Annotated in this window: 19 protein-coding genes; 10 read left to right on the forward strand and 9 right to left on the reverse strand. The window is 59.3% G+C overall.

Annotated elements, in window-relative coordinates; all coding sequences use genetic code 11:
* The first annotated feature begins 6 nt into the window (after positions 1-6).
* On the forward strand, positions 7-726 hold the full coding sequence (locus C4S63_RS03660) for a proteasome-type protease (protein ID WP_103916749.1): 720 nt from the start codon (positions 7-9) through the stop codon (positions 724-726).
* 60 nt (positions 727-786) lie between these two features.
* Here the strand turns inward: C4S63_RS03660 and C4S63_RS03665 are convergent, their stop codons facing one another.
* Positions 787-2,829: an LTA synthase family protein gene (locus tag C4S63_RS03665; protein WP_103916750.1), complete on the reverse strand. Its 2,043-nt coding sequence runs from the start codon at positions 2,827-2,829 to the stop codon at positions 787-789.
* Between the two features lie 207 nt (positions 2,830-3,036).
* Between C4S63_RS03665 and C4S63_RS03670 the strand changes: the two genes are divergently transcribed.
* Together C4S63_RS03670 and C4S63_RS03675 are read left to right on the forward strand one after the other, a co-directional pair.
* A complete protein-coding gene (locus C4S63_RS03670) occupies positions 3,037-3,822 on the forward strand; it encodes a thioesterase family protein (RefSeq protein WP_103916751.1) in 786 nt (261 codons plus the stop codon).
* Entirely contained in the window at positions 3,819-4,460 is a 642-nt protein-coding gene (locus C4S63_RS03675; RefSeq protein ID WP_062817732.1) for a 1-acyl-sn-glycerol-3-phosphate acyltransferase, read from the forward strand. The genes C4S63_RS03670 and C4S63_RS03675 overlap by 4 nt, the downstream gene beginning before the upstream one ends.
* Here the strand turns inward: C4S63_RS03675 and C4S63_RS03680 are convergent.
* On the reverse strand, positions 4,451-5,677 hold the full coding sequence (locus C4S63_RS03680; RefSeq protein WP_063508006.1) for a GAF domain-containing protein: 1,227 nt from the start codon (positions 5,675-5,677) through the stop codon (positions 4,451-4,453). The genes C4S63_RS03675 and C4S63_RS03680 overlap by 10 nt on opposite strands.
* Positions 5,678-5,924: 247 nt before the next feature.
* Between C4S63_RS03680 and C4S63_RS03685 the strand changes: the two genes are divergently transcribed.
* Complete coding sequence (locus tag C4S63_RS03685) at positions 5,925-6,191, forward strand: acyl-CoA-binding protein (RefSeq protein WP_062817734.1); 267 nt, start codon at positions 5,925-5,927, stop codon at positions 6,189-6,191.
* Positions 6,192-6,195: 4 nt separating this feature from the next.
* Here the strand turns inward: C4S63_RS03685 and C4S63_RS03690 are convergent, their stop codons facing one another.
* The 3 genes from C4S63_RS03690 to C4S63_RS03700 all read right to left on the reverse strand — a co-directional run bounded on the left by C4S63_RS03690 (position 6,196) and on the right by C4S63_RS03700 (position 9,214).
* Positions 6,196-7,359, reverse strand: a complete 1,164-nt coding sequence (locus C4S63_RS03690) for an OmpH family outer membrane protein (protein WP_200819500.1) — start codon at positions 7,357-7,359, stop codon at positions 6,196-6,198.
* Between the two features lie 235 nt (positions 7,360-7,594).
* On the reverse strand, positions 7,595-8,221 hold the full coding sequence (locus C4S63_RS03695) for a hypothetical protein (protein WP_103916752.1): 627 nt from the start codon (positions 8,219-8,221) through the stop codon (positions 7,595-7,597).
* A 33-nt stretch (positions 8,222-8,254) separates the two neighbouring features.
* Positions 8,255-9,214 (reverse strand): DMT family transporter, encoded by a 960-nt coding sequence (locus C4S63_RS03700; protein ID WP_200819501.1) that lies wholly within the window; start codon positions 9,212-9,214, stop codon positions 8,255-8,257.
* 276 nt (positions 9,215-9,490) lie between these two features.
* On the opposite strand from C4S63_RS03700, the gene C4S63_RS03705 reads away from it, so the two are divergent.
* Entirely contained in the window at positions 9,491-10,243 is a 753-nt protein-coding gene (locus C4S63_RS03705) for a zinc-dependent peptidase (RefSeq protein ID WP_103916754.1), read from the forward strand.
* Positions 10,240-10,548 (forward strand): antibiotic biosynthesis monooxygenase, encoded by a 309-nt coding sequence (locus C4S63_RS03710; RefSeq protein ID WP_062817739.1) that lies wholly within the window; start codon positions 10,240-10,242, stop codon positions 10,546-10,548. The genes C4S63_RS03705 and C4S63_RS03710 overlap by 4 nt, the downstream gene beginning before the upstream one ends.
* Before the next feature lie 280 nt (positions 10,549-10,828).
* Here C4S63_RS03710 and minE read toward each other — a convergent pair whose 3' ends face one another.
* The 4 genes from minE to C4S63_RS03730 form a co-directional block, all read right to left on the reverse strand.
* Complete coding sequence (gene minE, locus C4S63_RS03715; protein WP_062817740.1) at positions 10,829-11,095, reverse strand: cell division topological specificity factor MinE; 267 nt, start codon at positions 11,093-11,095, stop codon at positions 10,829-10,831.
* A 3-nt stretch (positions 11,096-11,098) separates the two neighbouring features.
* Entirely contained in the window at positions 11,099-11,914 is an 816-nt protein-coding gene (gene minD, locus C4S63_RS03720) for a septum site-determining protein MinD (protein WP_062817741.1), read from the reverse strand.
* A 41-nt stretch (positions 11,915-11,955) separates the two neighbouring features.
* A complete protein-coding gene (gene minC / locus C4S63_RS03725; RefSeq protein WP_062817742.1) occupies positions 11,956-12,681 on the reverse strand; it encodes a septum site-determining protein MinC in 726 nt (241 codons plus the stop codon).
* 554 nt (positions 12,682-13,235) lie between these two features.
* A complete protein-coding gene (locus C4S63_RS03730; protein ID WP_200819502.1) occupies positions 13,236-15,692 on the reverse strand; it encodes an acyl-CoA dehydrogenase in 2,457 nt (818 codons plus the stop codon).
* Between the two features lie 219 nt (positions 15,693-15,911).
* Between C4S63_RS03730 and C4S63_RS03735 the strand changes: the two genes are divergently transcribed.
* The 4 genes from C4S63_RS03735 (at position 15,912) to C4S63_RS03750 (ending at position 19,351) form a co-directional block, all read left to right on the forward strand.
* Positions 15,912-16,781: a tetratricopeptide repeat protein gene (locus tag C4S63_RS03735; protein WP_103916755.1), complete on the forward strand. Its 870-nt coding sequence runs from the start codon at positions 15,912-15,914 to the stop codon at positions 16,779-16,781.
* A 353-nt stretch (positions 16,782-17,134) separates the two neighbouring features.
* Complete coding sequence (locus C4S63_RS03740) at positions 17,135-17,473, forward strand: P-II family nitrogen regulator (RefSeq protein ID WP_062817780.1); 339 nt, start codon at positions 17,135-17,137, stop codon at positions 17,471-17,473.
* Positions 17,474-17,483: 10 nt separating this feature from the next.
* Positions 17,484-18,770, forward strand: coding sequence for an ammonium transporter (locus C4S63_RS03745; RefSeq protein WP_063508000.1), 1,287 nt, complete (start codon positions 17,484-17,486; stop codon positions 18,768-18,770).
* Positions 18,771-18,964: 194 nt separating this feature from the next.
* Positions 18,965-19,351: an SCP2 sterol-binding domain-containing protein gene (locus C4S63_RS03750; protein WP_063507999.1), complete on the forward strand. Its 387-nt coding sequence runs from the start codon at positions 18,965-18,967 to the stop codon at positions 19,349-19,351.
* Positions 19,352-19,505 lie beyond the last annotated feature (154 nt).

Genomic DNA, 19,505 nt, shown 5'->3' on the forward strand with positions numbered 1-19,505 from the left:
TCGAAGATGACCTATTGCGTTGCCATGGCTCTGCAGGATGGCTTGGTGTTTGCTTCCGATTCGCGAACCAATGCGGGGGTGGACCAGATTGCCACCTATCGCAAGCTACACAAATTTGTGGTCGACGATGAACGGGTGATTATCATCCTGTCGGCGGGAAATCTGGCCACCACCCAGAGCGTTATCAGCTTGTTGAATATGCGTCTGAACAGTGATCAGGCGAATCTTTTTGGTGTTCGCTCACTGTATGAGGCGGCCACAGTGATAGGGACCACCAGTCGTGAAGTGGTGCGTCGCGATGCCGGGCAAAGCCAGGGCAATGTGGACTTTGGCAGCAGTTTCATTGTGGGTGGGCAAATTCATGGTGAACGCCACCGCCTGTTTCTGGTGTATCCGGAGGGCAATTTCATCGAATGCACGCCTGATACCCCTTACTTCCAGATTGGTGAAACCAAATACGGTAAACCCATTCTGGATCGTGTGGTGGATTACCAGTTACCCCTGCAGGCAGCGGCCAAATGTGCTCTCATCAGTCTGGACTCAACGATTCGCTCCAACCTCTCGGTGGGGCTGCCTCTGGATCTGTTGATCTACCAAAAAGACGGTTTTTCTGCCGACAATCATCATGATGTTACCGATCAGAATTCGGATTTCCGGGCCCTGGGCGAAGCCTGGTCCCAGGGCTTGCGGGAAGCCTTTTCGCAATTGCCGGATATGAATTGGTAAGAGAGAAACGGGGATAAAAAAAGGGCGTGCCAGGCACGCCCTTTTCTTTTCTGCGGTGTCTTATTCCTTGTTATCCACGTTATCGTAGAACAGATATCGTGCTGTTTCGTATTGACCCCGTGCCAGCTTGAACAGCCGCTCGTAGACCTCCGGGTGCGCTGCGGCCACATCCTGTTTCGGGGTGTCGCTATGCAGGTCATGCAGGCTGGCGTTGCTGCCATCCGCATTCATTTGCAACAGGAAATCTTTGGTCACCATGCCATAGATAGGGCTGGGGCCTTCCTGCAGCACCACAAAATTGGCGCGTTCCCCTTCCGGGGCGGGCATCTGGAAATCCCGTCCCAGTGTGGTATTGCGGTAGGGAAATCCGAGCATGCCGGCCATGGTGGGTAGCACGTCCACAAGGCCCACGGATTCCTCGATCACCCTGGGCTTCAGGTAGCGAGGGGCATAGATGATGTGCGGGACATGGTTACTTTCCAGTCCCAGCTGATCCATGGCCGGCATATGGGGCAGGGTGGTAATGCGGTTACTGTGATCACCAAAGAACACGAAGATGGTGTTATCAAAGTAATCGCTTTCCCGGGCCCATTTCATGTACTCGCCCACGTTGTAATCCAGCAGCCGTACGGCATTGAACTGGGCGGCACTGCGAAACCCGAACTTGGCCAGCTCCTCATCGGACAGGTCCGTGCGCGGCTGGAAGTCGCCATTATTCTCCGGGATGGTGAAGGGGCGGTGGTTGCCGGCGGTCTGGATGAAGGCAAAGAAGGGTTGGTCATCCGGCAGGTCGGCGAGAATCCGGTTGGATTCGCGGAACAGATTCAGATCGGAAATCCCCCAGACATCCACGTCCGGAGATTGCCAGTCGCCTTCCTCATGCAGCTCGAGGTCATCAATGGTCTGTTGCACCAGCCCGTCCAGGTTGGCCCAGCCGGCGTTACCGCCAATGAAATAGAAATTCCGGTAGTCCGGAAATTCATTCAGCACGGTACGCTGATGGCTGGTCAGGGGGTTGCGACTGGCGCTTTCAGTGGGGGCCACGTCGGGGATGCCGGTGAAGGTGGCCCAGATGGTTTTGGCGGTGCCGGTGACAGGCACGTAGAAGTTTTCGAACCGCCAGCCATCGCGGCTTAGTTGGTCCAGGTTGGGGGTGCTCTCAATGGGCAATCCATAGCTGCTCACCCGGCTCGCCCCGAGGGATTCCAGCATGATGAAGACCACATTGGGCGGACGCTCATAGTCGAGCTTGTGGCTTTGCACCTCCACCATGCGCTCGAAATTCAGGTCCTTGCGCTGATCTTCGGGGATGCCGAGGTGCTCCGCCATGAGGGGGTAATACTCGGCGACCTTTTCCTTGTCGAACGGGGAAACCGGAATCAGCAGGGTATCGCGAAAATAGAGGACTGGATTCAGGCCCAGGGCGCCAATGGCACGGTCACCGGAGACAAAGGCTTCGCTCCAGCGCAATGGAATCGGGTTAAGAATATTGATATTGCTGACCCGGCCAAGAATGGCAAAGAAGAACAGGGCAAAGCAGACCAGAAAACCGGCTGTGGCCTGGAGCCCGGAGATACCGGCGGCTGACCGCTGCAGCAATTTGCGCTCGGCAATCCGGGCCAGCCAGTAACTGCCTGCCACGCCGCCAATCAGGCCCAGGGTAATCCAGATTACCGGATAGCTTTCCCAGACCATCAGGGTGGAATCCCGGGTGTCCTGGAGGAAGCGCAGGGCGGTAACGTTCAGGCGTTCACCCAGATAGGCATAATGCCCAAAGTCGAGAATATAGGTGAGGCCGAGCAGGGTCAGTGCAACGATCAGGTAGGCATGCGCAAGGACCCGCATCACTGCGCTGGTGAGCAGGTTGAAGCGGGGCAGATAGGCCAGCGCGGCAAGCGGCAACATCATCAACAGGGCCAGACGCAGGTCGAAGCGCAACCCGATCCCCAGGGCGCTGAGCACGGCGCCTGAATCCGCATCCGGGGTGGAGGGAATTTCTGAAAAGCCGAAATAGAAAACCGCCCGCAGAATGACCATCAGGCTGAAAAACAATGCCGTCATGGCCAGCAGGTAGTGCAGGCGTCGTGATTTCAACCAGGTCATGCTGATGTCTCCGTACCGGGGAAACTGAAAAATTGGCGCCTATGCTACCGGGAAGGGGCCAGTGACGCATGGTCAAATCGCCGCTTTTGGCGGTTATTTGAACAAATTTCAGCGGGATGTCGCGGCTGGCTTGGGCGATGACGGGATAATGGCTTTAACCGGCCGGGACGCAATGGTATTAAAGGCATTCGCTGACGGGAGACGGACATGAATTTTGACGAGATCCTGGCCACGGTGGACGGCCAGGGCAACGGCATGATGCCAGAAGGGTGGGGGCAGGGGCGTGCCCTGTTCGGCGGTCTGGTGGGGGCCGTGTTGTTTGATCATCTGGAAAAAACCGTGGCCGCGGGCAGGACCTTGCGCAGTTTTTCCCTGTCCTTTGTTGCCCCGATGGCGCCGGGCCCGATCAGCCTGCACAGCCAGGTGTTCCGGGAAGGAAAATCCGTGATGCAGGCCATGGTGTCGGCGCGCCAGGAGGGTGAGGTCGTGGCCGCCATGCTGGTCAGCCTGGGGGCTGCCAGGGAATCCGGGGTGATTGTGCCCCCGGCCGCCGCGCCGGCCATGCCGCCACCGGAACGCTGTATAGAGCTCCCTTTCATGCCGGGTCTGACACCGGATTTTCTGCAGCACTTCCAGATGCGCTATGCGGACGGCATGCCTCCCTTCAGCGGAAGTGCGGTGCCGGATTTCAGTGGTTACATGGGCTTTCGAACGCCGCCGCAGGCCATGAGCACGGCGGCCCTGATCGCGCTGGTTGATACCTGGCCGCCCTCGGTATTGCCCATGTTGAAGAAACCGGCGCCGGCCAGTTCTCTGACCTGGACCATGGAGTTGCTGGATGATCCCGGGTCGCGCCCTGCGGATACCCTGTGGCAGTATCGGGTTAAGACGGATCAGAGCAGCGATGGCTATGGCCAGAGCCAGGCAACGATCTGGGACGGGGAAGGCAAGGCGGTGGCATTGAGCCGTCAGACATTTACGGTATTTGCATGAAAAAAGAACTGCCGCCGATCAAGGCGAAAACCCTGGGAGATAAGGTGCCACGCCGTGGGCATTGGCTGTTGGCCGGTCTGGGCCGGGTGATCCTTGCTGCCATGGGATGGCGGATTGTCGGCACGCTGCCCAATGTGGAGCGCGCGGTCCTGGCGGTGGCGCCGCATACCTCCAACATGGATGGTGTGATCGGTATCAGTGCGATACAGAGCCTGCGTGTCCATGTGAAGTTCATGGCCAAACACACCCTTTTCGAGGGGCGGCTGGGCCGCTTGATGGTCTGGCTGGGTGGCATACCGGTGAATCGTGACAGTGCGGACGATGTGGTGGACCAAACGACGGCCGTGATGCGCGAGAAGCCTTTCTGGCTGGGTCTTGCGCCAGAGGGAACGCGGGAGGGCGCCGAGCGCTGGAAAACCGGGTTTTACCGGATTGCCGAGCAGATGCAGATCCCCATCGTCGTGATTGGTTTCTGTTATCAGCGGCGTCAGGTCCGTATTGTCGGCAGCTTTATGCCCACCGGTGATCTGGAGCAAGATATGGCCCGGATTGTTCAGGCGTTGGCTGACATCGTGCCGCGTCGCCCGGACCGGCTTTCCGGGCCGTTACGCAACCATGGGCAGGGCCCTCAAGCCTGAGCAGTGCGGTCCCGCTCCCCCATGCGGTCGAGGAAATGCTGGCGGCGTTGGGCGGATTGCAGTGCAAAGGCCAGAGGCCGGTGTAGCTCGTTGAGCAGCGCTTCCTCGGGGGCAGAGAAGGGTCGGGCCCCGGCTACCTCTACAATACCCAGAGCGACGTCGCCCTGGTGAATCGGCCACATCAGCAGAGTGGCAGGTTGACGCTTGCCTTCTCCCACTTCCAGATCCAGATATCCTTCCGGCACGCTGTGTTGCTGTATCAGCAGCTTCTGATTGAGGGCCGCCCCCAGCAGTGTTTCATCCCGGGGAAGTCGGCGGCGCGCTTCTGCATCGGCATTAAGGCCCCAGGCCGCCAGGCGAACCAGCTCCTGATTTTCCAGCGTGTACGCGGCCCCGGCTTTTGCGTCGATTTGTTCAATGAGGTAGCTGAGCACCCGTTCCAGCAGTTGCGCGGGGGTCAGGTTGCCGGCGATACGTTCGAGAAAGAGATTGAGCTGCTGTTGGCGCAAGGTGTCCCTTTCGGCCTGTTCGCGCCAGCGGGCCAGCTGGGCGGACTCACTTTCCAGTAGCAGGTTGTTGGCGAAATTGCGGCGGGCACTGATATCCAGAATGTAGCCATTGAGCGTGCAGATCAGCAACGGAATGGCGAAATAAAGCAGCATGGAAAGAAGCGGCAGGGGCAGTTGTCGTAACAGGGCGACAAGTAGCGCCGCGGCGAGTGCGCACAGGCAACTGGTCAGCGTCTGTCTTGGCGGCAGGCGCAGGATGGAGAAACCGATAATCAGGATATAGATGGTCTCAAAGGCGGAAATCTGTCCCGGGAAGAGTCCGTCGAAACGGATGGCGCCCAGCAGGGTGCCGGTGAGGGCAAGGCCGAGTGCCAGATAAAGGACTAGGACGGTATGCGGCTTGAGCCAGGACAGGCGGGTGCTGCACCACAGAGCCACCAGCGCCACTGCAATGGGGTATACGCCGTAATTGCGCCAGGCGACCATCTCGGCCGTATCCACCAGCAGCATCACGGGCACGACCACCACCAGATACAATAAACCCAGCAGATAGACGGAATGGCTGATCAGATCCCTGGCGCGGCTGTGAGCATGTTGCCGATACCGGGCTTCCAGATCCCCATCGAATGTCACCAGCAGGCTGTCCAGCGCGTTGCGCAGAACGGCCTCCTGACTTTTGCTGATCGCTGCTTCCGATGCTGCGGGCATGGGGTTACCTGATTATTATTCCGTTGCGGTGTCTCTGAATAATGCCTTGCACATCCCGTGTGGCCTGAAGGGAGTGGTTGTTGTGCTTTGTCGCCACGCGCAGCATGGCGCTTCTTCCCTCAAGACTGCGGTGGTATCCAGAGTCTCCTTGATTCGCGAGCTGTGACAGCGCAGTATTTTGTCAGCCTGATCGCGAACAAATGGCGCTCGCGATATTCAATAATGATCACAATCAACAGGAAGCATCATGACCGATACCGCACGTTTTGAACAAGCCCAAAAAGATGTGAAAACCCTGGACCGCAAACCCGGCAATGATGATCTGCTGTTCCTCTATGCCCACTTCAAGCAGGGCAGTGCCGGTGATGTCAGTGGCAAGCGCCCGGGGATGATGGACATGGTGGGCCGTGCCAAGTACGACGCCTGGGCAAAGCTCAAGGGCATGTCCGCGGATGACGCCAAACAAAAGTACATTGATAAGGTCGACAGCCTTTTGAAAAGCCACAAAAGCTAATCGATCAACCTCTGGCTTGCAGCAGTTGGGCCTTGCCCAGCTGCGCTTCCCCGGCCAGGTTACGGTAAAACCGTTGTAGTTCGGGGAGCTGAGCCTGCAGGGCCTGGCGAACCTGTCGCCGGGCCGCCTCCATCTCTTGTTCAACCCGCTGCTGGTTTTCCTGCATCTCCCGCTTTCGTTTTTCCAGTTCCGCAGGCAGGGCGGTGCTTCCCAGTTTGTCCAATCGTGCATTGATACGCTGCAGACGGTCGCGGGCATCGTTCAAACGGGCCTGGAGATCCTGCGCATCCGGGGCGTTGTGCAGAACCCGTTCCAGGTCGGCAATTTCCTGGCGGGTGGCGCGCTTTTCCATCTTGGCTGAGGTGCGAAAGGCGCTGTTGGAAAGGTCCCGGGCGGTGGCATGGTGAATGGCGTTATGCAGGGATTTCTCCTGTTGCCGAAGGCACTTGCGCACGTTGTTGGCGTTGATCAATTTACGGGTGGCATCCAGTACCCCGCTGTCATGGTCGCGGACCATGGCCAGTACCAGCTGGTCCATGACCGTGGTGCTGTTACCGGCAACACTGTTGGTGAGCGACCGATAGAGACGGTCCGGGTCATCGGCCAGGGTTTGCAGGGCTTTCATGTTTTCCGCCACCTTGTTCAGAGCCAGGTTGTAGACCGGCAGGGCCTGCTCCATGGCCCCCTGATTGCGCCAATCATCGCCGGCTAGAACCAGACCGGAAATTGCCCGTGGATTGCCCGGAAAGCGCGCGGCAATCCGCACAAACCAGTCCCTGGCCCGTTGCCGGTCCCCGTCCAGTCGATAGCTCTCGGCCAGTAGCAGGGCGGCATCCACCGCTGCCGGGCTGCGCTGTTCTACCTGACTGAGTTGTTGGCGGGCAAACTCGGTATCGCCATCGCGCAGGGCCATGGCTGCCAGGCGCAGACGGGCGTAGTTGCCAAGAATGGGTTTGTTGATACTGTCGGTCCGCTCGTTATAGCGGATCAGATCGGGGGTGTCGCCGTTGTTGGCGCCTGCGCCCAGTATGGTCAGCAATTGCTGGTCCAGGGAGGACAGATGCACAGTGAACGCCCCTTCTGCCTGGCAGTCCGCGGGGGCTGCCTGCAGGGCAGGGGTCAGCAATGCGCCTAGAAGGCAGCAAATGGCCAGGGTGATTGCTCTCATTGTCCCATCGTTTTGTTATTGGTTATCCGGGCTTCAGGCAATGCCACTGGGGCGTATTGCACCGGCAGGAGCTCAGCGAGAACCTGCCTGGCAAATGGTGCGCCAACTGTGGGCGGAGAGAAGGAACTGGGTCACAGGGCGGTACACAAATTTATGCATTCCGGTGTGGCATTCCCCTCGGGGACCCTGTTGCCGTAGCGGCGGGGCAGGCAGGGCAAAGCCCCGCCTGTGGCACTCAGAAAGCCCTGATATTGGCGATAACAAGGCCGATTACCACGGTGGCTACCAGCAAGCCCACGCCCATAAGAACGGTGGCAATGATGCCCAGCACCTTGCCGGCGCGGGTCATGCCTTCCCCGGCCGGATCCATGTCACCTCTGGCCATGCTGTTCAGGTCCTTGCTGCCCAGTATCCAGGCGACGATCCCCAGCGGCGCAAACAACAGGATACCCAGCAGACCGAAGGTCAGTACCAGCCCGCCTCGATGGACTGGAAAATACCCTTTGGGACGAAATTCGACCTGAGGGGGCGCGGAGGCGGGAGCCTTGGGTGACTGGCGACCCGCAAAGGCCGCAAACAGCAGCAGGGCGCTGATGGCCAGATAGAACAGGTTGTAGGCGGCGGTGGCGATGATGGAGTAGGTGTCCGCACTGATCACGTCATCAAACATCCATTCCATCAAGACGATCTGGTTAAAGATGATCCAGCCGTTCTGCAGCAATGTGAGGAGACCGGCGATCAGGACCAGTATGGCGGCCGTGCGGGCACGCTCCATGAATATGCCGGCGAGCACAAAGGCAGTGATTGCTACCAGGGTGCCGGGAGCAAGGGCGGGAATCAGGGTGAGAAGATCCGGTCCCATAAGACATCCTTTTCGTTGGGGGTGAGGAAAGTATCAATCCTGTGTGGAAACACGTGACAGAACCTGTTTCAACAGGCTTCTTACCGCTCGCCAGCGATTGACCAGCAGTGACAGGAAAATCAGCGCGCAGCCAGCCACCTGCCACAGTGTCATCTGCTCGGTAAACCAGGCGGCAGCCATTAGGGCCGTCCACATGGGTTCGAGTACCATGATCACAACGCCGTGGCTTTGCAGTGACAGGCTCTGTGCATAGGTTTGAACGAGAAAGCGCAGGGCGGTGCCGACGGTGGCGCTGAGGATGACCCAGATCGCCAGTTCGAGGGTGGCGTCCGCGGCGGCCTCGCCCCAGGGCTCGATAATGGCGGACAGCATACCCGTCAGCACACCGACCACCGCCAGTACCACCGTGGTCAGCGCCAGGGCGGGAATGCGAGGATGTTCGATGGGGTTGCCACTCCGATCAAGGGTGGAAATGGTGTTGGCGGCCCGGGTATTGAGGTTGAAATAGAGGGCGAAAATGGTCGCCGCCGCCACAAAGAATAACTGCCCGGCTTCAAGATGAAGGCCCTTTTCCAGTGACAACAGGGCCAGTCCGGCGGCGGCTACCGGCAGCGCCAGCCAGGTGCTGCCTGGCACCGGCTCGGCAAACACCAGCCGCGCGATCACCGGTACCAGCACCACACCAAGACTGGTGAGAAAGGCCCCTTCGCCCACATGTTCGGCCATGGCCAGCCCCATGACCCAGCAGCTCATGGCAACGCCAAAAACCACACCTACCCGGGCACAGCGAAACAATTGCCGCCCGTTGAGACGGCGCAATTGCGGATAGGCGATCATGGCCAGCAGGCTTGCCGCCAGCAGGAAACGCAGCGACATGAACAGCAGTGGCGGCATGGCCAGTACCGCTTCTCGCGAGAACATCCAGCTGATGGCGGCGAGCAGGGTGACCAGCAGCAGTAGCAGATCGGCTTTGTGGGCTTGGCTAACAGGCACTGAACAGGATTCGCATGGAAAAAGAGCTGGCGATGGTAGCACAGGCCCGGAGCCGGGTAACGACTGTTCAGGCGACATGGATCAGGTCAAAGTGGACACGGATTAGCGAGTTACGAGTCACGAGTTGAAAGGAGCGAAAGGCATATAACAATGCGGGCTCTGATCTTTTCGTGCCTTTCGACTCGTGACTCGCGACTTGGAGACTGCCAAGTCCGGGAACGGTGGTGATATATCGTAGCACCCGGACAGGGTGTGGCTTTATGGGTTGAGGTAACAATGTTTGCAGCCTGGCGAAACTGGCGCGACAAGCGCCGGGTCAAAAAAATGGGATACACCGAGGCGGAATGGGAAGCGGCGGTGGCCGACTGGCCGGTGTTGCAGCGCTACCAGGGAGAGGCGCGGGCCCGGCTGCGGGATCTGAGCTTTCGCTTTCTGGCGCGCAAGAGTATCGCTCCAGGTTCCGGTTTCGTGATTACCGACGCCATGTGTCTGCGCATTGCCACCATGGCTTGCGTACCGATTCTGGAATTGGGCCTGGACTGGTACGACGGCTGGTACACGGTCATTCTTTATGAAGGGGACTTTATCCCCAACCGGCCCTGGCAGAGTGAGGACGGTGTGGTGCACGCCAGTGGCCCGGTGCTGGCCGGTGAGGCCTGGCACCAGGGCCCGGTGATCCTGTCCTGGCAATCGGTGCTGGAAGCCGGGCAGGGCAGTAATGTGGTGATTCACGAGATGAGTCACAAACTGGATATGCGTCGCAACGGGGCCAATGGTGCACCGCCACTGCATCCGGGGATGAATCCGCGGCAGTGGCACGAGACCTTCACGGCAGCCTGGGATCGCCTGTTTGATGATTATGAGCAGCACCGGCCCCTGTCCATCGATCCCTATGCATTGACCGGGCCGGGGGAGTTTTTTGCCGTTTGCAGCGAAGCCTTTTTCGAGACACCGGCGTCGTTGCTTCGGGACTGGCCGGATCTCTACCGGCTGTTGGCGCAGTTTTACCGACAGGGAGAACAGCCATGAAATTTGTTTTCGAAGTGCGCGTGAAACCGGGCTTTACCGTGGAGGAATATGCCCAGGGTTGGGTGGAAGCCAGTGAAATCATTCAGCAAACCCCCGGGGCCCGTGGTACCTACCTGCATCGCAAGATCGGTCACCCCGATACGGTTCTGGCCATCGCCCATTGGGACAGCAAGGCCCACCGGGATGCCAAGGACGACAGCCGCAGTGAAAAGGTGAAAGCGATCCTGGCGAAGCACGCCAAGGTCTGTGAGGTCACGGTAATCGGGGAATTCGACGAACCGGAATGGCAGGTGCTGCCGGAATAGGAGGCCTGCCGTAGCTCGTGGCCGCACCTTTATCACGAAGCCGCTGTAGGAGTTCCGCTTGGGGGACGAACCACGCGTCAGCGTGGAAATCAGGCGCAGAGTCTACCCGGGCTTCGGTCCGCAGCAGCAGAGCAACCGGCTCTCTAGAGTGATCAGGTGACGCCCGCATCGACTGTTTCTTCGCCAAGGCGCGGATTCGTCCCTCAAGAGGAACTCCTACAACAGGGCGTTCGGGGATTTGAAACAAAAGAGCCGCCTTGCGGCGGCTCCTGAAGCCGACTCAGGATTGCTGGGCGGCTTCTTCGGGCAGGGTGATGTTCAACTCGAGAATTTCGCAGCCGGATTCCCGGTCGAGCTGAATATTGACCGCATCCTGATCCACAGGAACATACTTGCGAACCACCTGCAGCAATTCTTCCTGCAGTTGCGGCAAGTAATCCGGTCCACCGCGGGTGGAACGTTCCCGGGCCACAATAATCTGCAGGCGTTCCTTGGCCACCGATGCGGAGCTCTGCTTCTTGGGAAGCAGGTAACTGAAGATGCTCATCCCTTAGCCTCCAAACAGACGGCCGAACAGACCTTTCTTGTTCACATTGACGAACCGATGGGGCAGTTGGTCGCCGAGGAAGCGGGCAACCGCATCGCTGTAAGCCTGACCGGCATCGGAATCGATATCCAGAATCACCGGGCTACCGGCGTTACTGGCGTTCAGCACCGCCTGGGATTCAGGAATCACGCCGAGCAGTTCAATGGCGAGAATTTCCTGCACATCCTCTACGGACAGCATCTGGCCGTTCTCCACCCGTTCCGGTGAGTAGCGGGTCAGCAGCAGGCGAGCCGGGATATCCCCTTCACCCTGTTCGGCACGGCGTGTCTTGCTGGCCAGAATACCGATGATGCGATCGGAGTCCCGCACACTGGAGACTTCCGGGTTGGTCACGACGACCGCCTCGTCCGCGAAATACGCGGCCATCAGGGCACCTTTCTCGATACCGGCCGGGCTGTCGCAGATGATGTAGTCCATCTTCATGTCATCGCGCAGGGCGTTGAGTACGCCTTCCACACCTTCGGTGGTCAGGGCGTCCTTGTCGCGGGTCTGGGATGCGGGAAGGATGAACAGATTGTCCACCTTCTTGTCCTTGATCAGCGCTTGCTTGATGTTTGCATCGCCACTGATCACATTGACCAGGTCATAGACCACTCGGCGCTCACAGCCCATGATCAGGTCCAGATTGCGCAGGCCCACATCAAAATCAATCACGGTGGTTTTGAAACCGCGCAGGGCAAGGCCTGTGGCCAGCGCTGCACTGGTGGTGGTTTTGCCGACGCCACCCTTGCCGGATGTCACGACCACAATCTTCGTCACGCTCTTCTCCTTACCTTCGTCTTTCCGTGGCGCCAGCTACTCTAGCTCAGCGCGGTAAATTGCATGGCGTCACCGTCCAGGGACAGATACACCGCCCGGTTTCGGTGCGCCTCGGGCAGATCTTCGGCTACCCGGTAATGGCCGGCAATGGACACCAGCTCGGCATTCAGTTGCTGGCAGAAAATACGGGCACTGCCGTCGCCGCGGACGCCTGCCAGGGCGCGGCCACGCAGTTTGCTGTAGACATGGATATTGCCTTCCGCCATCAACTCGGCACCGGTGCTCACGGGCGCCAGCACGATCAGATCGCCACGGCTGTAGACCTGCTGCCCGGAACGGACCGGCTGATCCACCACCAGTGTCTCGATGCGCTGGGTGGCGGTGGGGACTTTCTCTTCTTCCACCTGCGGGGCCGGCTCACTGCGGCGCGGCACATCGCGGCCGCCAGACAGGCTCAGGGTACCCAGGCCCAACATGGCGGCGGTATCGCTATCGATGCCGGTGGTGCGGGCCAGGGCCACCAGATTCACGCCCAGGCTGCGCAGGGTGTCCACTGCGGCCATCAGGGCCACCGGCTCCACCTCCAGGTCCTTGCTCACGTCAATGACAACCGGGGCTTCCTGCAGCCACTGGGCGGCATCTTCCAGCCGTTGGCTGACTTCCTGGTGCAACAGGTTGGCATCCAGATTTTTCAGTTGCAGGACCGTCATCATCAGCATGCGGCCCTTGAATTCGAGAACGGTATTTTCTTCGACGACTGCTGTCATTCCTGACCTGTTGTCCGAGGGGCAAAGGACGCGGGACAGTCTCCAGGCGGAGGCTCTCCGGAGCACGTCTGGCCCGGTGGGGCGTAATTTTGGCAAAGCCTAGACGAAAGCGGCGAGCCGTAAAAGCGCCAAAAGGGTGATATGAATGTTAAATCTGCGTGATATCCCGGTGACAGCGTAATAACTGGTGGAAAAAGCAGCACTTTCCCTGTCGACGTGGCCTTGTGGCTTTTTGTGAAACTGTGGACGAGTTGGCGACCTTGCCAAAAATCTCCAGTAGGAGGCTGCTGCGACGAAGCCGCTGTAGGAGCTATGCTTGCATGGCGAACCGCGCTTGCGCGGAAATCGCCCGAGGGCGATCAGGAATCTCAGAGCTCGACAGGTGTCTCCAGAAACGATGGCGGATAAATGTTGACTTCTGCCGCCTCGCTACGCTCGGTTCGCATGTCGCAGATCCCCCTGGGGGGACAAGCATAGCTCCTACGGGGGGGGGCTTCGGAGTATAGGGGAAAGGAAAAAGCGGAGGGGCTTTGCGGCCACCTCCGCCTGGTGGGTCACATCATCGGCCGCTCTGCGTGCACGTTGACGTCCTTCAGCTCCATATCGAAGGCGTCGGTGAGCAGGCAGTCGTAGCGCATGGCATCGTACTCGTTCACCGCCTCTACCTGATCGGCGTCGATGATGCCCTTGCTGGCGGCATCCTGCAGCTTCTCCAGCATGGTCTTGCCTTCCAGTTGGCCCTTGCCATCGGCTTTCAGGAACGCCAGATAGGCCGGCTCGACTTCCAGCAGTTTGTTGAAGGTTGCCTCCACGCGACCGATGGAATCCTCCGGGTCCTGGGAGATATAGGCCGGCTCCGCCAGGGCATCGCGTACCGAGCTGGGCGCCATGATCATGTCACCCAGAGTACGGATCTGGTCGTCGCTGGGGGCCTGGGCCTTGCAGGGACGACCGAACGGGAAGAACAACCCTTTCAGCAGGTAGCCGACACCAAAGAAGCCGAAGTTGCGGTAGAAGGCTTCCAGAGCGTCGTGGGCCTTGCTGAAGGACCGGCGCAGCGCATAGCTGGCATGGGCGTCATTGGCCTCGTCCCGTGGCAGGGTAGCGTGGTACTTGAGAATGGAGCAGGCAATCAGCAGCTGGCTGTGCACATCCCCCAGTCGAGCCGAGAGCAGCTCGCGGCGCTTGAGGTCGCCACCCAGCAGGGCCAGTGCCATGTCGGCCGTGCTGGAGAGCACCGCGCTGTAGCGGTTCACCAGTCGATACCAGGGCGCGCTGAAGGCGTCCGCGTTGCCCGGCGCATCGGACAGATAGGGCCCGGCCAATGCCTGGATAATGCCGCTGCTGATATTGCCCAGGGTATGCCCGGCGTGGGAGAAGAACAGGGCATCGAAATCCTGCAGCCCCTGTTTCTTGTCTTCCGCCTGAATGGCCTGCAATTCATCGTACAGGTACGGGTGGCAGCGCATGGCGCCCTGACCAAAGATCATCAGGGAGCGGGTGAGGATGTTGGCCCCTTCCACGGTAATGGCGATCGGTGTGGACTGGTAGGGCAGGGCCAGGAAGTTACGCGGCCCCAACTGGATACCGCGACCGCCGGCGATGTCCATGCCGTGGTTGATCAGCTCACGCATCATTTCCGTGGCATGGTATTTGGCCATGGCGGTGACCACCGACGGTGCACCGTCTTCCAGCGAACGGGTGACCAGGTGGCGGTAGGCTTCCAGGGTGTAGCCGATGGCGGCCACTTCCGCGGACGCTTCCTGTACCCCTTCAAATTGCCCCACAGCGGTATTGAACTGGCGACGAATCCGGCCGAAGGCACCGGTCATCCGGTAGCCGATTTCGCCGCTGGCGGTGGCCAGGGCAGGCAGGGAGACACCGCGACCGGCGCCCAGACATTCGATCAGCATGCGCCAACCGCGGCCGGCCATCTCCGGCCCGCCAATGATCACATCCAGCGGAACGAACACGTCCTTGCCGTTAATGGGGCCGTTCATGAACGGGGAGCCCGGGTAATGGCGGCGGCCGATTTCCACTCCGGGAGTGTCGGCAGGAATCAGCGCACAGGTAATACCCAGCTCTTCCTTGTCGCCGAGCAGTTTTTCCGGGTCGTAGAGCTTGAAGGCCAGACCCACCACGGTGGCCACCGGGGCCAGAGTGATCCAGCGCTTGGCAAAATTCAGGCGCATGCCCAGCACTTCCTTGCCGTCAATCTCGCCTTTACAGATCACCCCGGTGTCCGGAATGGCGCCGGCGTCAGAGCCCGCTTCCGGACCGGTCAGGCCGAAGCAGGGGATCTCGTCACCCTTGGCCAGGCCCGGCAGCCAGCGGTCCTTCTGTTCCTGGGTGCCGTATTCGGCCAGCAATTCACCGGGTCCCAGGGAATTGGGGACCATGGCGGTGACTGCAGCGGTCAGGGAGCGGGTGGCGATCTTGCTCATGATGCGGCTTTGCGCATAGGGAGAGAACGCTTTACCACCGTATTCCTTGGGGATGATCAGACTGAAAAAGCCTTTGTGCTTGAGGAAATCCCAGACTTCTTCGGGCAGATCCTTCAACTCGTGGAAAATTTTCCACTCATCCAGCATGTCGCACAGTTCCTGGACCTCGTTGTCCAGAAACGCCTGCTCTTCGTCAGTGAGGGTAGAAAACTGGATATGGGCAAATTTTTCCCAATCCGGTCGGCCGGAGAACAGGTCGGTCTCGAACCAGGTGGTGCCCGCTTCAATGGCTTCACGCTCGGTGTCGCCAATGGCCGGCATAACTTTTCCCAGCGCGTTGTAGACCGGCTTGGTAATGAATTTTTGCCGCAGATCCACATGATTGAGCAGAGCGACACCGGCCGCCAGCAGAATCAGGGAAATCGGGTGAACCAGCCAGGGGGCCAGGAAAGCGCTCAACAGCCAGACTACTACAAAGACAGTGCTGCCTATGCCGCGACTGATTCGCTGGTAGAACAGGGTCATCAGCGTGGCAATTAACACTACAATAGCCAACAGGCTAAGCATGGTGATCTCCTTTGCCGTGAACCCGGGCAAACAGGGGCCCAGGTTGTTTTGAATACAATCCAGCGTACTCAAAGGTCATGTACATGGCGTGAAGCCTTACAGACCTTACTGTCTTGAGTCTAACCCGTGAAAGTGATCAGTTGCACAGGATTTAACCGGATTTAATGGCAGCCATCCCTTACAATTACGTGCAGATTCAAAGCTTTCAGGAGCAAGGCGTTGCAAGCGAACAACTACATCATTGAAGCAACTGAACAGAACATTCAGCAAATTCTTGAGCAGTCCCGGCAGGTGCCGGTGATTGTGGATTTCTGGGCCAGCTGGTGCCAACCCTGTCAGCAGATGGCGCCGATACTGGAGCGCCTTGTCAATGAGTACCAGGGCAAGGTGATCCTGGCCAAGGTCAACGCGGATGAGCAACAGATGCTGGCCAGCCAGTTCGGCGTGCGCAGTCTGCCCAGCTTGAAGCTGGTCTATCAAGGGCAATTGGTCAGTGAGCTGGATGGTGCCCAGACGGAGGGGGCGCTGCGGCAGTGGCTGGCACCGGTGGTCGATCCCGAGGCTGCTGAACAGCAGCAGGAAGAGGGCTTTATCGAGCAGATCCGCATGGCCATCGACGCCGGCCATGGTGAGCAAGCGGAAGCCGCCCTGCGACAGACCCTGCAGCAGAGCCCGGACAAGCACGCCATCCGCGCCATGCTGGTGGAATACCTGCTCGGCGAGGGGCGGCTGGACGATGCGCAGTCGATATTGGCGGAAGTGACGGAAGATGCGGAGCCGCTTCGCCCGTTCCGGGCCCGCTTTGCGTTGCTGGAAAAGCTGGAAGGGGAGAGTGTGTCCCTGGCCGAACTGCGCCAGCGAATCAATGATCAGGCCACACCGGAGGATCTCCATGCCTTCGGCCTGCAGGCCGCCGCCGCCGGCCAGTTCCAGCCAGGGCTGGAGGCCTTGCTACAGTTGTTGCGGGATCACCGGGATTTCCGTGACGGCATTGCCCGCAGCGCGCTGCTGGAAGTGTTCGAGTGCCTGCCCAAGGGCGATCCCCTGGCCAGCGAATACCGGCGCAAGATGTTCAACTACCTTTACTGATCCTCGCTTCGCGCCCCTTTGCCGTGGCTGGCAGAGGGGCGAATCCCCTTGCCGCTTGTCTTCTTCTCACCCATCGCGCCTTACTGGTGCGCCCTGTGGGCTTTCTCTTTCCTGAATCTCCCTTTCTGCCTCATTTCGGAATGCCGTAGTGCATTAAATGGGTGCGTAACCGTGATGCATGAGTTCTATTATGGTGCACTTTTGGGGCGTTTTGCGTCCAAGTTACTGAAAATAAAACATAATAATGCTGGCCTGATTCTTGTATGCGCTATGCCGGTGCAAACTTTTCGGCACGTATTGTGTTGGTGCATTGCTGGCAGCCTGCCGGGGTGCACGAGGATCAGGAGACAATCATGAAAATGCTGACTGCGGTGATCAAGCCGTTCAAAGCGGATGAAGTCCGCGATGCACTGGCCCAGGTTGGGGTCCAGGGCATGACCATTACGGAAGTCAAAGGTTTCGGTCGCCAGAAGGGCCATACGGAGCTGTACCGGGGAGCGGAGTACGTGGTCGATTTCGTGCCCAAGGTAAAGCTGGAGCTGGCGGTCCGCGAAGAGGATGTGGACCAGGCCATTGAAGCGATCATGAAGGCAGCGGGAACCGGCAAGATCGGTGACGGCAAGATCTTCGTTTCCGACCTGGAACAGGTTATCCGCATTCGTACCGGTGAAACCGGCAACGAAGCCATTTAAGGGGGCCACGATGAAATCATTACTTGCTGTCCTGTTGATGCTGCCCTCACTGGCCCTGGCCGATGGCCTGGATACCGGTGACACCGCCTGGATTCTGACTGCCACCGCCCTGGTGCTGTTCATGACCATTCCGGGTCTGAGCCTGTTCTATGGCGGTCTGGTGCGTAGCAAAAACGTGCTGTCCGTCCTGATGCAATGTTTTGCCATTACCTGTGCGGTATCGCTGGTGTGGCTGATCTGCGGTTACTCGCTGGCGTTTTCCGATGGCGGCAGCATGAATGCCTGGATTGGCGGTCTGGACCACGCTTTCTTTGCCGGCATCGGCAAGGACACGCTGGAAGGCACGCTGCCGAAAAGCCTGCACGGCTTGTTCCAGATGACCTTCGCCATTATTACCCCGGCGTTGATTGTGGGTGCCTTTGCCGAGCGTATGCGTTTCGGCCCCATGCTGGCGTTCTCCGTGCTCTGGCTGCTGGGTGTCTACGTGCCTGTCTGCCACTGGGTATGGGGCGGCGGCTGGTTGGCTGATCTGGGCCTGTATGACTTCGCCGGCGGCACCGTGGTGCATATCACGGCCGGTGTGGCAGCCCTGGTGGCGGCACTGGTCCTGGGGGGGCGCAAGGGCTTCCCGGGGCAGGGCATGCTGCCGCACAACATGACCATGACCGTGACCGGTGCCGGCATGCTGTGGGTAGGCTGGTTCGGCTTCAACGGTGGCTCGGCACTGGCTGCTGGCGGCGATGCGGCCATGGCCATGCTGGTGACGCATATTTCTGCGGCAGCAGGCTCGCTGGCCTGGATCACCATGGAGTGGAAGAAATTCGGCAAGCCCTCGGCGCTGGGTATTGCCACCGGTATGGTGGCTGGCCTGGGTACCATTACCCCGGCATCCGGTTTTGTCGGTCCGGCGGCGGCGCTGGTGATCGGTCTTTCCGCGGGCGTGATCTGCTTCTACGCGGTGATTTTCATCAAGCACAAGTTGAAGATCGACGACTCCCTGGATGTCTTCCCGGTGCACGGGGTGGGTGGCATTCTCGGTACCCTGTTTGCCGGTATCTTTGCCTCCACCGAGCTGGGTCTGTTCTCCGGTTACGGGTTTGCCAAGCCGGAGTTCACCATGCTGGATCAGTTCGGTGTTCAGGCACTGGGTGTGGTCGCCACGTTTGTCTACACCGCCGTGGTGACCTGGGTGTTGCTGAAGCTGGTTGGTCTGTTCGCGGAACTGCGGGTGGAAAGCGACGAAGAAACCCAGGGGCTGGATATTGCCCTTCATGAAGAGCGCGGTTACGACCTTTGATTACTGTGTTATGACCGTCATCGAAAAGCCCGGCCCAGTGCCGGGTTTTTTGTCCCGGATAGACGTGGATTGTGCTATTGCCACCCCCTGGGGCTTTCTATAAGGTACGGGTAAGTTTCGAACGCTCGTTTGAATGGCGATGCCGGTTTATGCGGGGTGTCGAAGCCACAACGATAGGTCAAGGAGATATAAGAATGAGCCTGGAATTTTTGTCTGACGAGTGGTTTGCGAAGGTAAAAGAGATCCGTGACGGTGCCGGCGATGTGGAAACTCCGGCTGCCCTGGCAGACCTGGTAATCAACATCACCGTATCCGGTGATAACGGTGACAAGGAAATGGCGCTGGTAGGCGGCATGATTGAAGAAGGTCACCACGCGGATGCGCCGACCACCATGATTCTGCCCGCCGACCTGGCCAAGCGCATCTTCATCGAAGGTGACCAGTCCGCCGGCATGCAAGGCTTCATGAGCGGCCAGATCCGCATCGAAGGGGACATGAGCAAGCTGATGGCGCTGCAAACTGCACAGCCTTCTGCTGACCAGGTTGCCCTGATGAAGCAGATCCAGGAAGTGACTGCCTGATATAACGACGCTGTCGTTTATCCGGAGTCTTTCCCCAATGCCCGCCTTGTGCGGGCATTGTTGTTTCTAGGGGAATCAGTTACGAGGAGCGAGTCACGAGTGACGAAAAGCAGAGCCGCGACGGGTTGTTTGGGTTAGTGCTTTCGCTCCTCGC

The organism is Alcanivorax sp. DSM 26293, assembly GCF_900107995.1.
Taxonomy (GTDB): Bacteria; Pseudomonadota; Gammaproteobacteria; order Pseudomonadales; family Alcanivoracaceae; genus Alcanivorax.

What these genes read in the sequence shown, in the direction of transcription:
- C4S63_RS03660 (WP_103916749.1), top strand. Translation starts at nt 7, where the DNA reads ATGACCTATTGCGTTGCCATGGCTCTGCAGGATGGCTTGGTGTTTGCT.
- C4S63_RS03665 (WP_103916750.1), bottom strand. Translation starts at nt 2,829, where the DNA reads ATGACCTGGTTGAAATCACGACGCCTGCACTACCTGCTGGCCATGACG.
- C4S63_RS03670 (WP_103916751.1), top strand. Translation starts at nt 3,037, where the DNA reads ATGAATTTTGACGAGATCCTGGCCACGGTGGACGGCCAGGGCAACGGC.
- C4S63_RS03675 (WP_062817732.1), top strand. Translation starts at nt 3,819, where the DNA reads ATGAAAAAAGAACTGCCGCCGATCAAGGCGAAAACCCTGGGAGATAAG.
- C4S63_RS03680 (WP_063508006.1), bottom strand. Translation starts at nt 5,677, where the DNA reads ATGCCCGCAGCATCGGAAGCAGCGATCAGCAAAAGTCAGGAGGCCGTT.
- C4S63_RS03685 (WP_062817734.1), top strand. Translation starts at nt 5,925, where the DNA reads ATGACCGATACCGCACGTTTTGAACAAGCCCAAAAAGATGTGAAAACC.
- C4S63_RS03690 (WP_200819500.1), bottom strand. Translation starts at nt 7,359, where the DNA reads ATGAGAGCAATCACCCTGGCCATTTGCTGCCTTCTAGGCGCATTGCTG.
- C4S63_RS03695 (WP_103916752.1), bottom strand. Translation starts at nt 8,221, where the DNA reads ATGGGACCGGATCTTCTCACCCTGATTCCCGCCCTTGCTCCCGGCACC.
- C4S63_RS03705 (WP_103916754.1), top strand. Translation starts at nt 9,491, where the DNA reads ATGTTTGCAGCCTGGCGAAACTGGCGCGACAAGCGCCGGGTCAAAAAA.
- C4S63_RS03710 (WP_062817739.1), top strand. Translation starts at nt 10,240, where the DNA reads ATGAAATTTGTTTTCGAAGTGCGCGTGAAACCGGGCTTTACCGTGGAG.
- minE (WP_062817740.1), bottom strand. Translation starts at nt 11,095, where the DNA reads ATGAGCATCTTCAGTTACCTGCTTCCCAAGAAGCAGAGCTCCGCATCG.
- minC (WP_062817742.1), bottom strand. Translation starts at nt 12,681, where the DNA reads ATGACAGCAGTCGTCGAAGAAAATACCGTTCTCGAATTCAAGGGCCGC.
- C4S63_RS03730 (WP_200819502.1), bottom strand. Translation starts at nt 15,692, where the DNA reads ATGCTTAGCCTGTTGGCTATTGTAGTGTTAATTGCCACGCTGATGACC.
- C4S63_RS03740 (WP_062817780.1), top strand. Translation starts at nt 17,135, where the DNA reads ATGAAAATGCTGACTGCGGTGATCAAGCCGTTCAAAGCGGATGAAGTC.
- C4S63_RS03745 (WP_063508000.1), top strand. Translation starts at nt 17,484, where the DNA reads ATGAAATCATTACTTGCTGTCCTGTTGATGCTGCCCTCACTGGCCCTG.
- C4S63_RS03750 (WP_063507999.1), top strand. Translation starts at nt 18,965, where the DNA reads ATGAGCCTGGAATTTTTGTCTGACGAGTGGTTTGCGAAGGTAAAAGAG.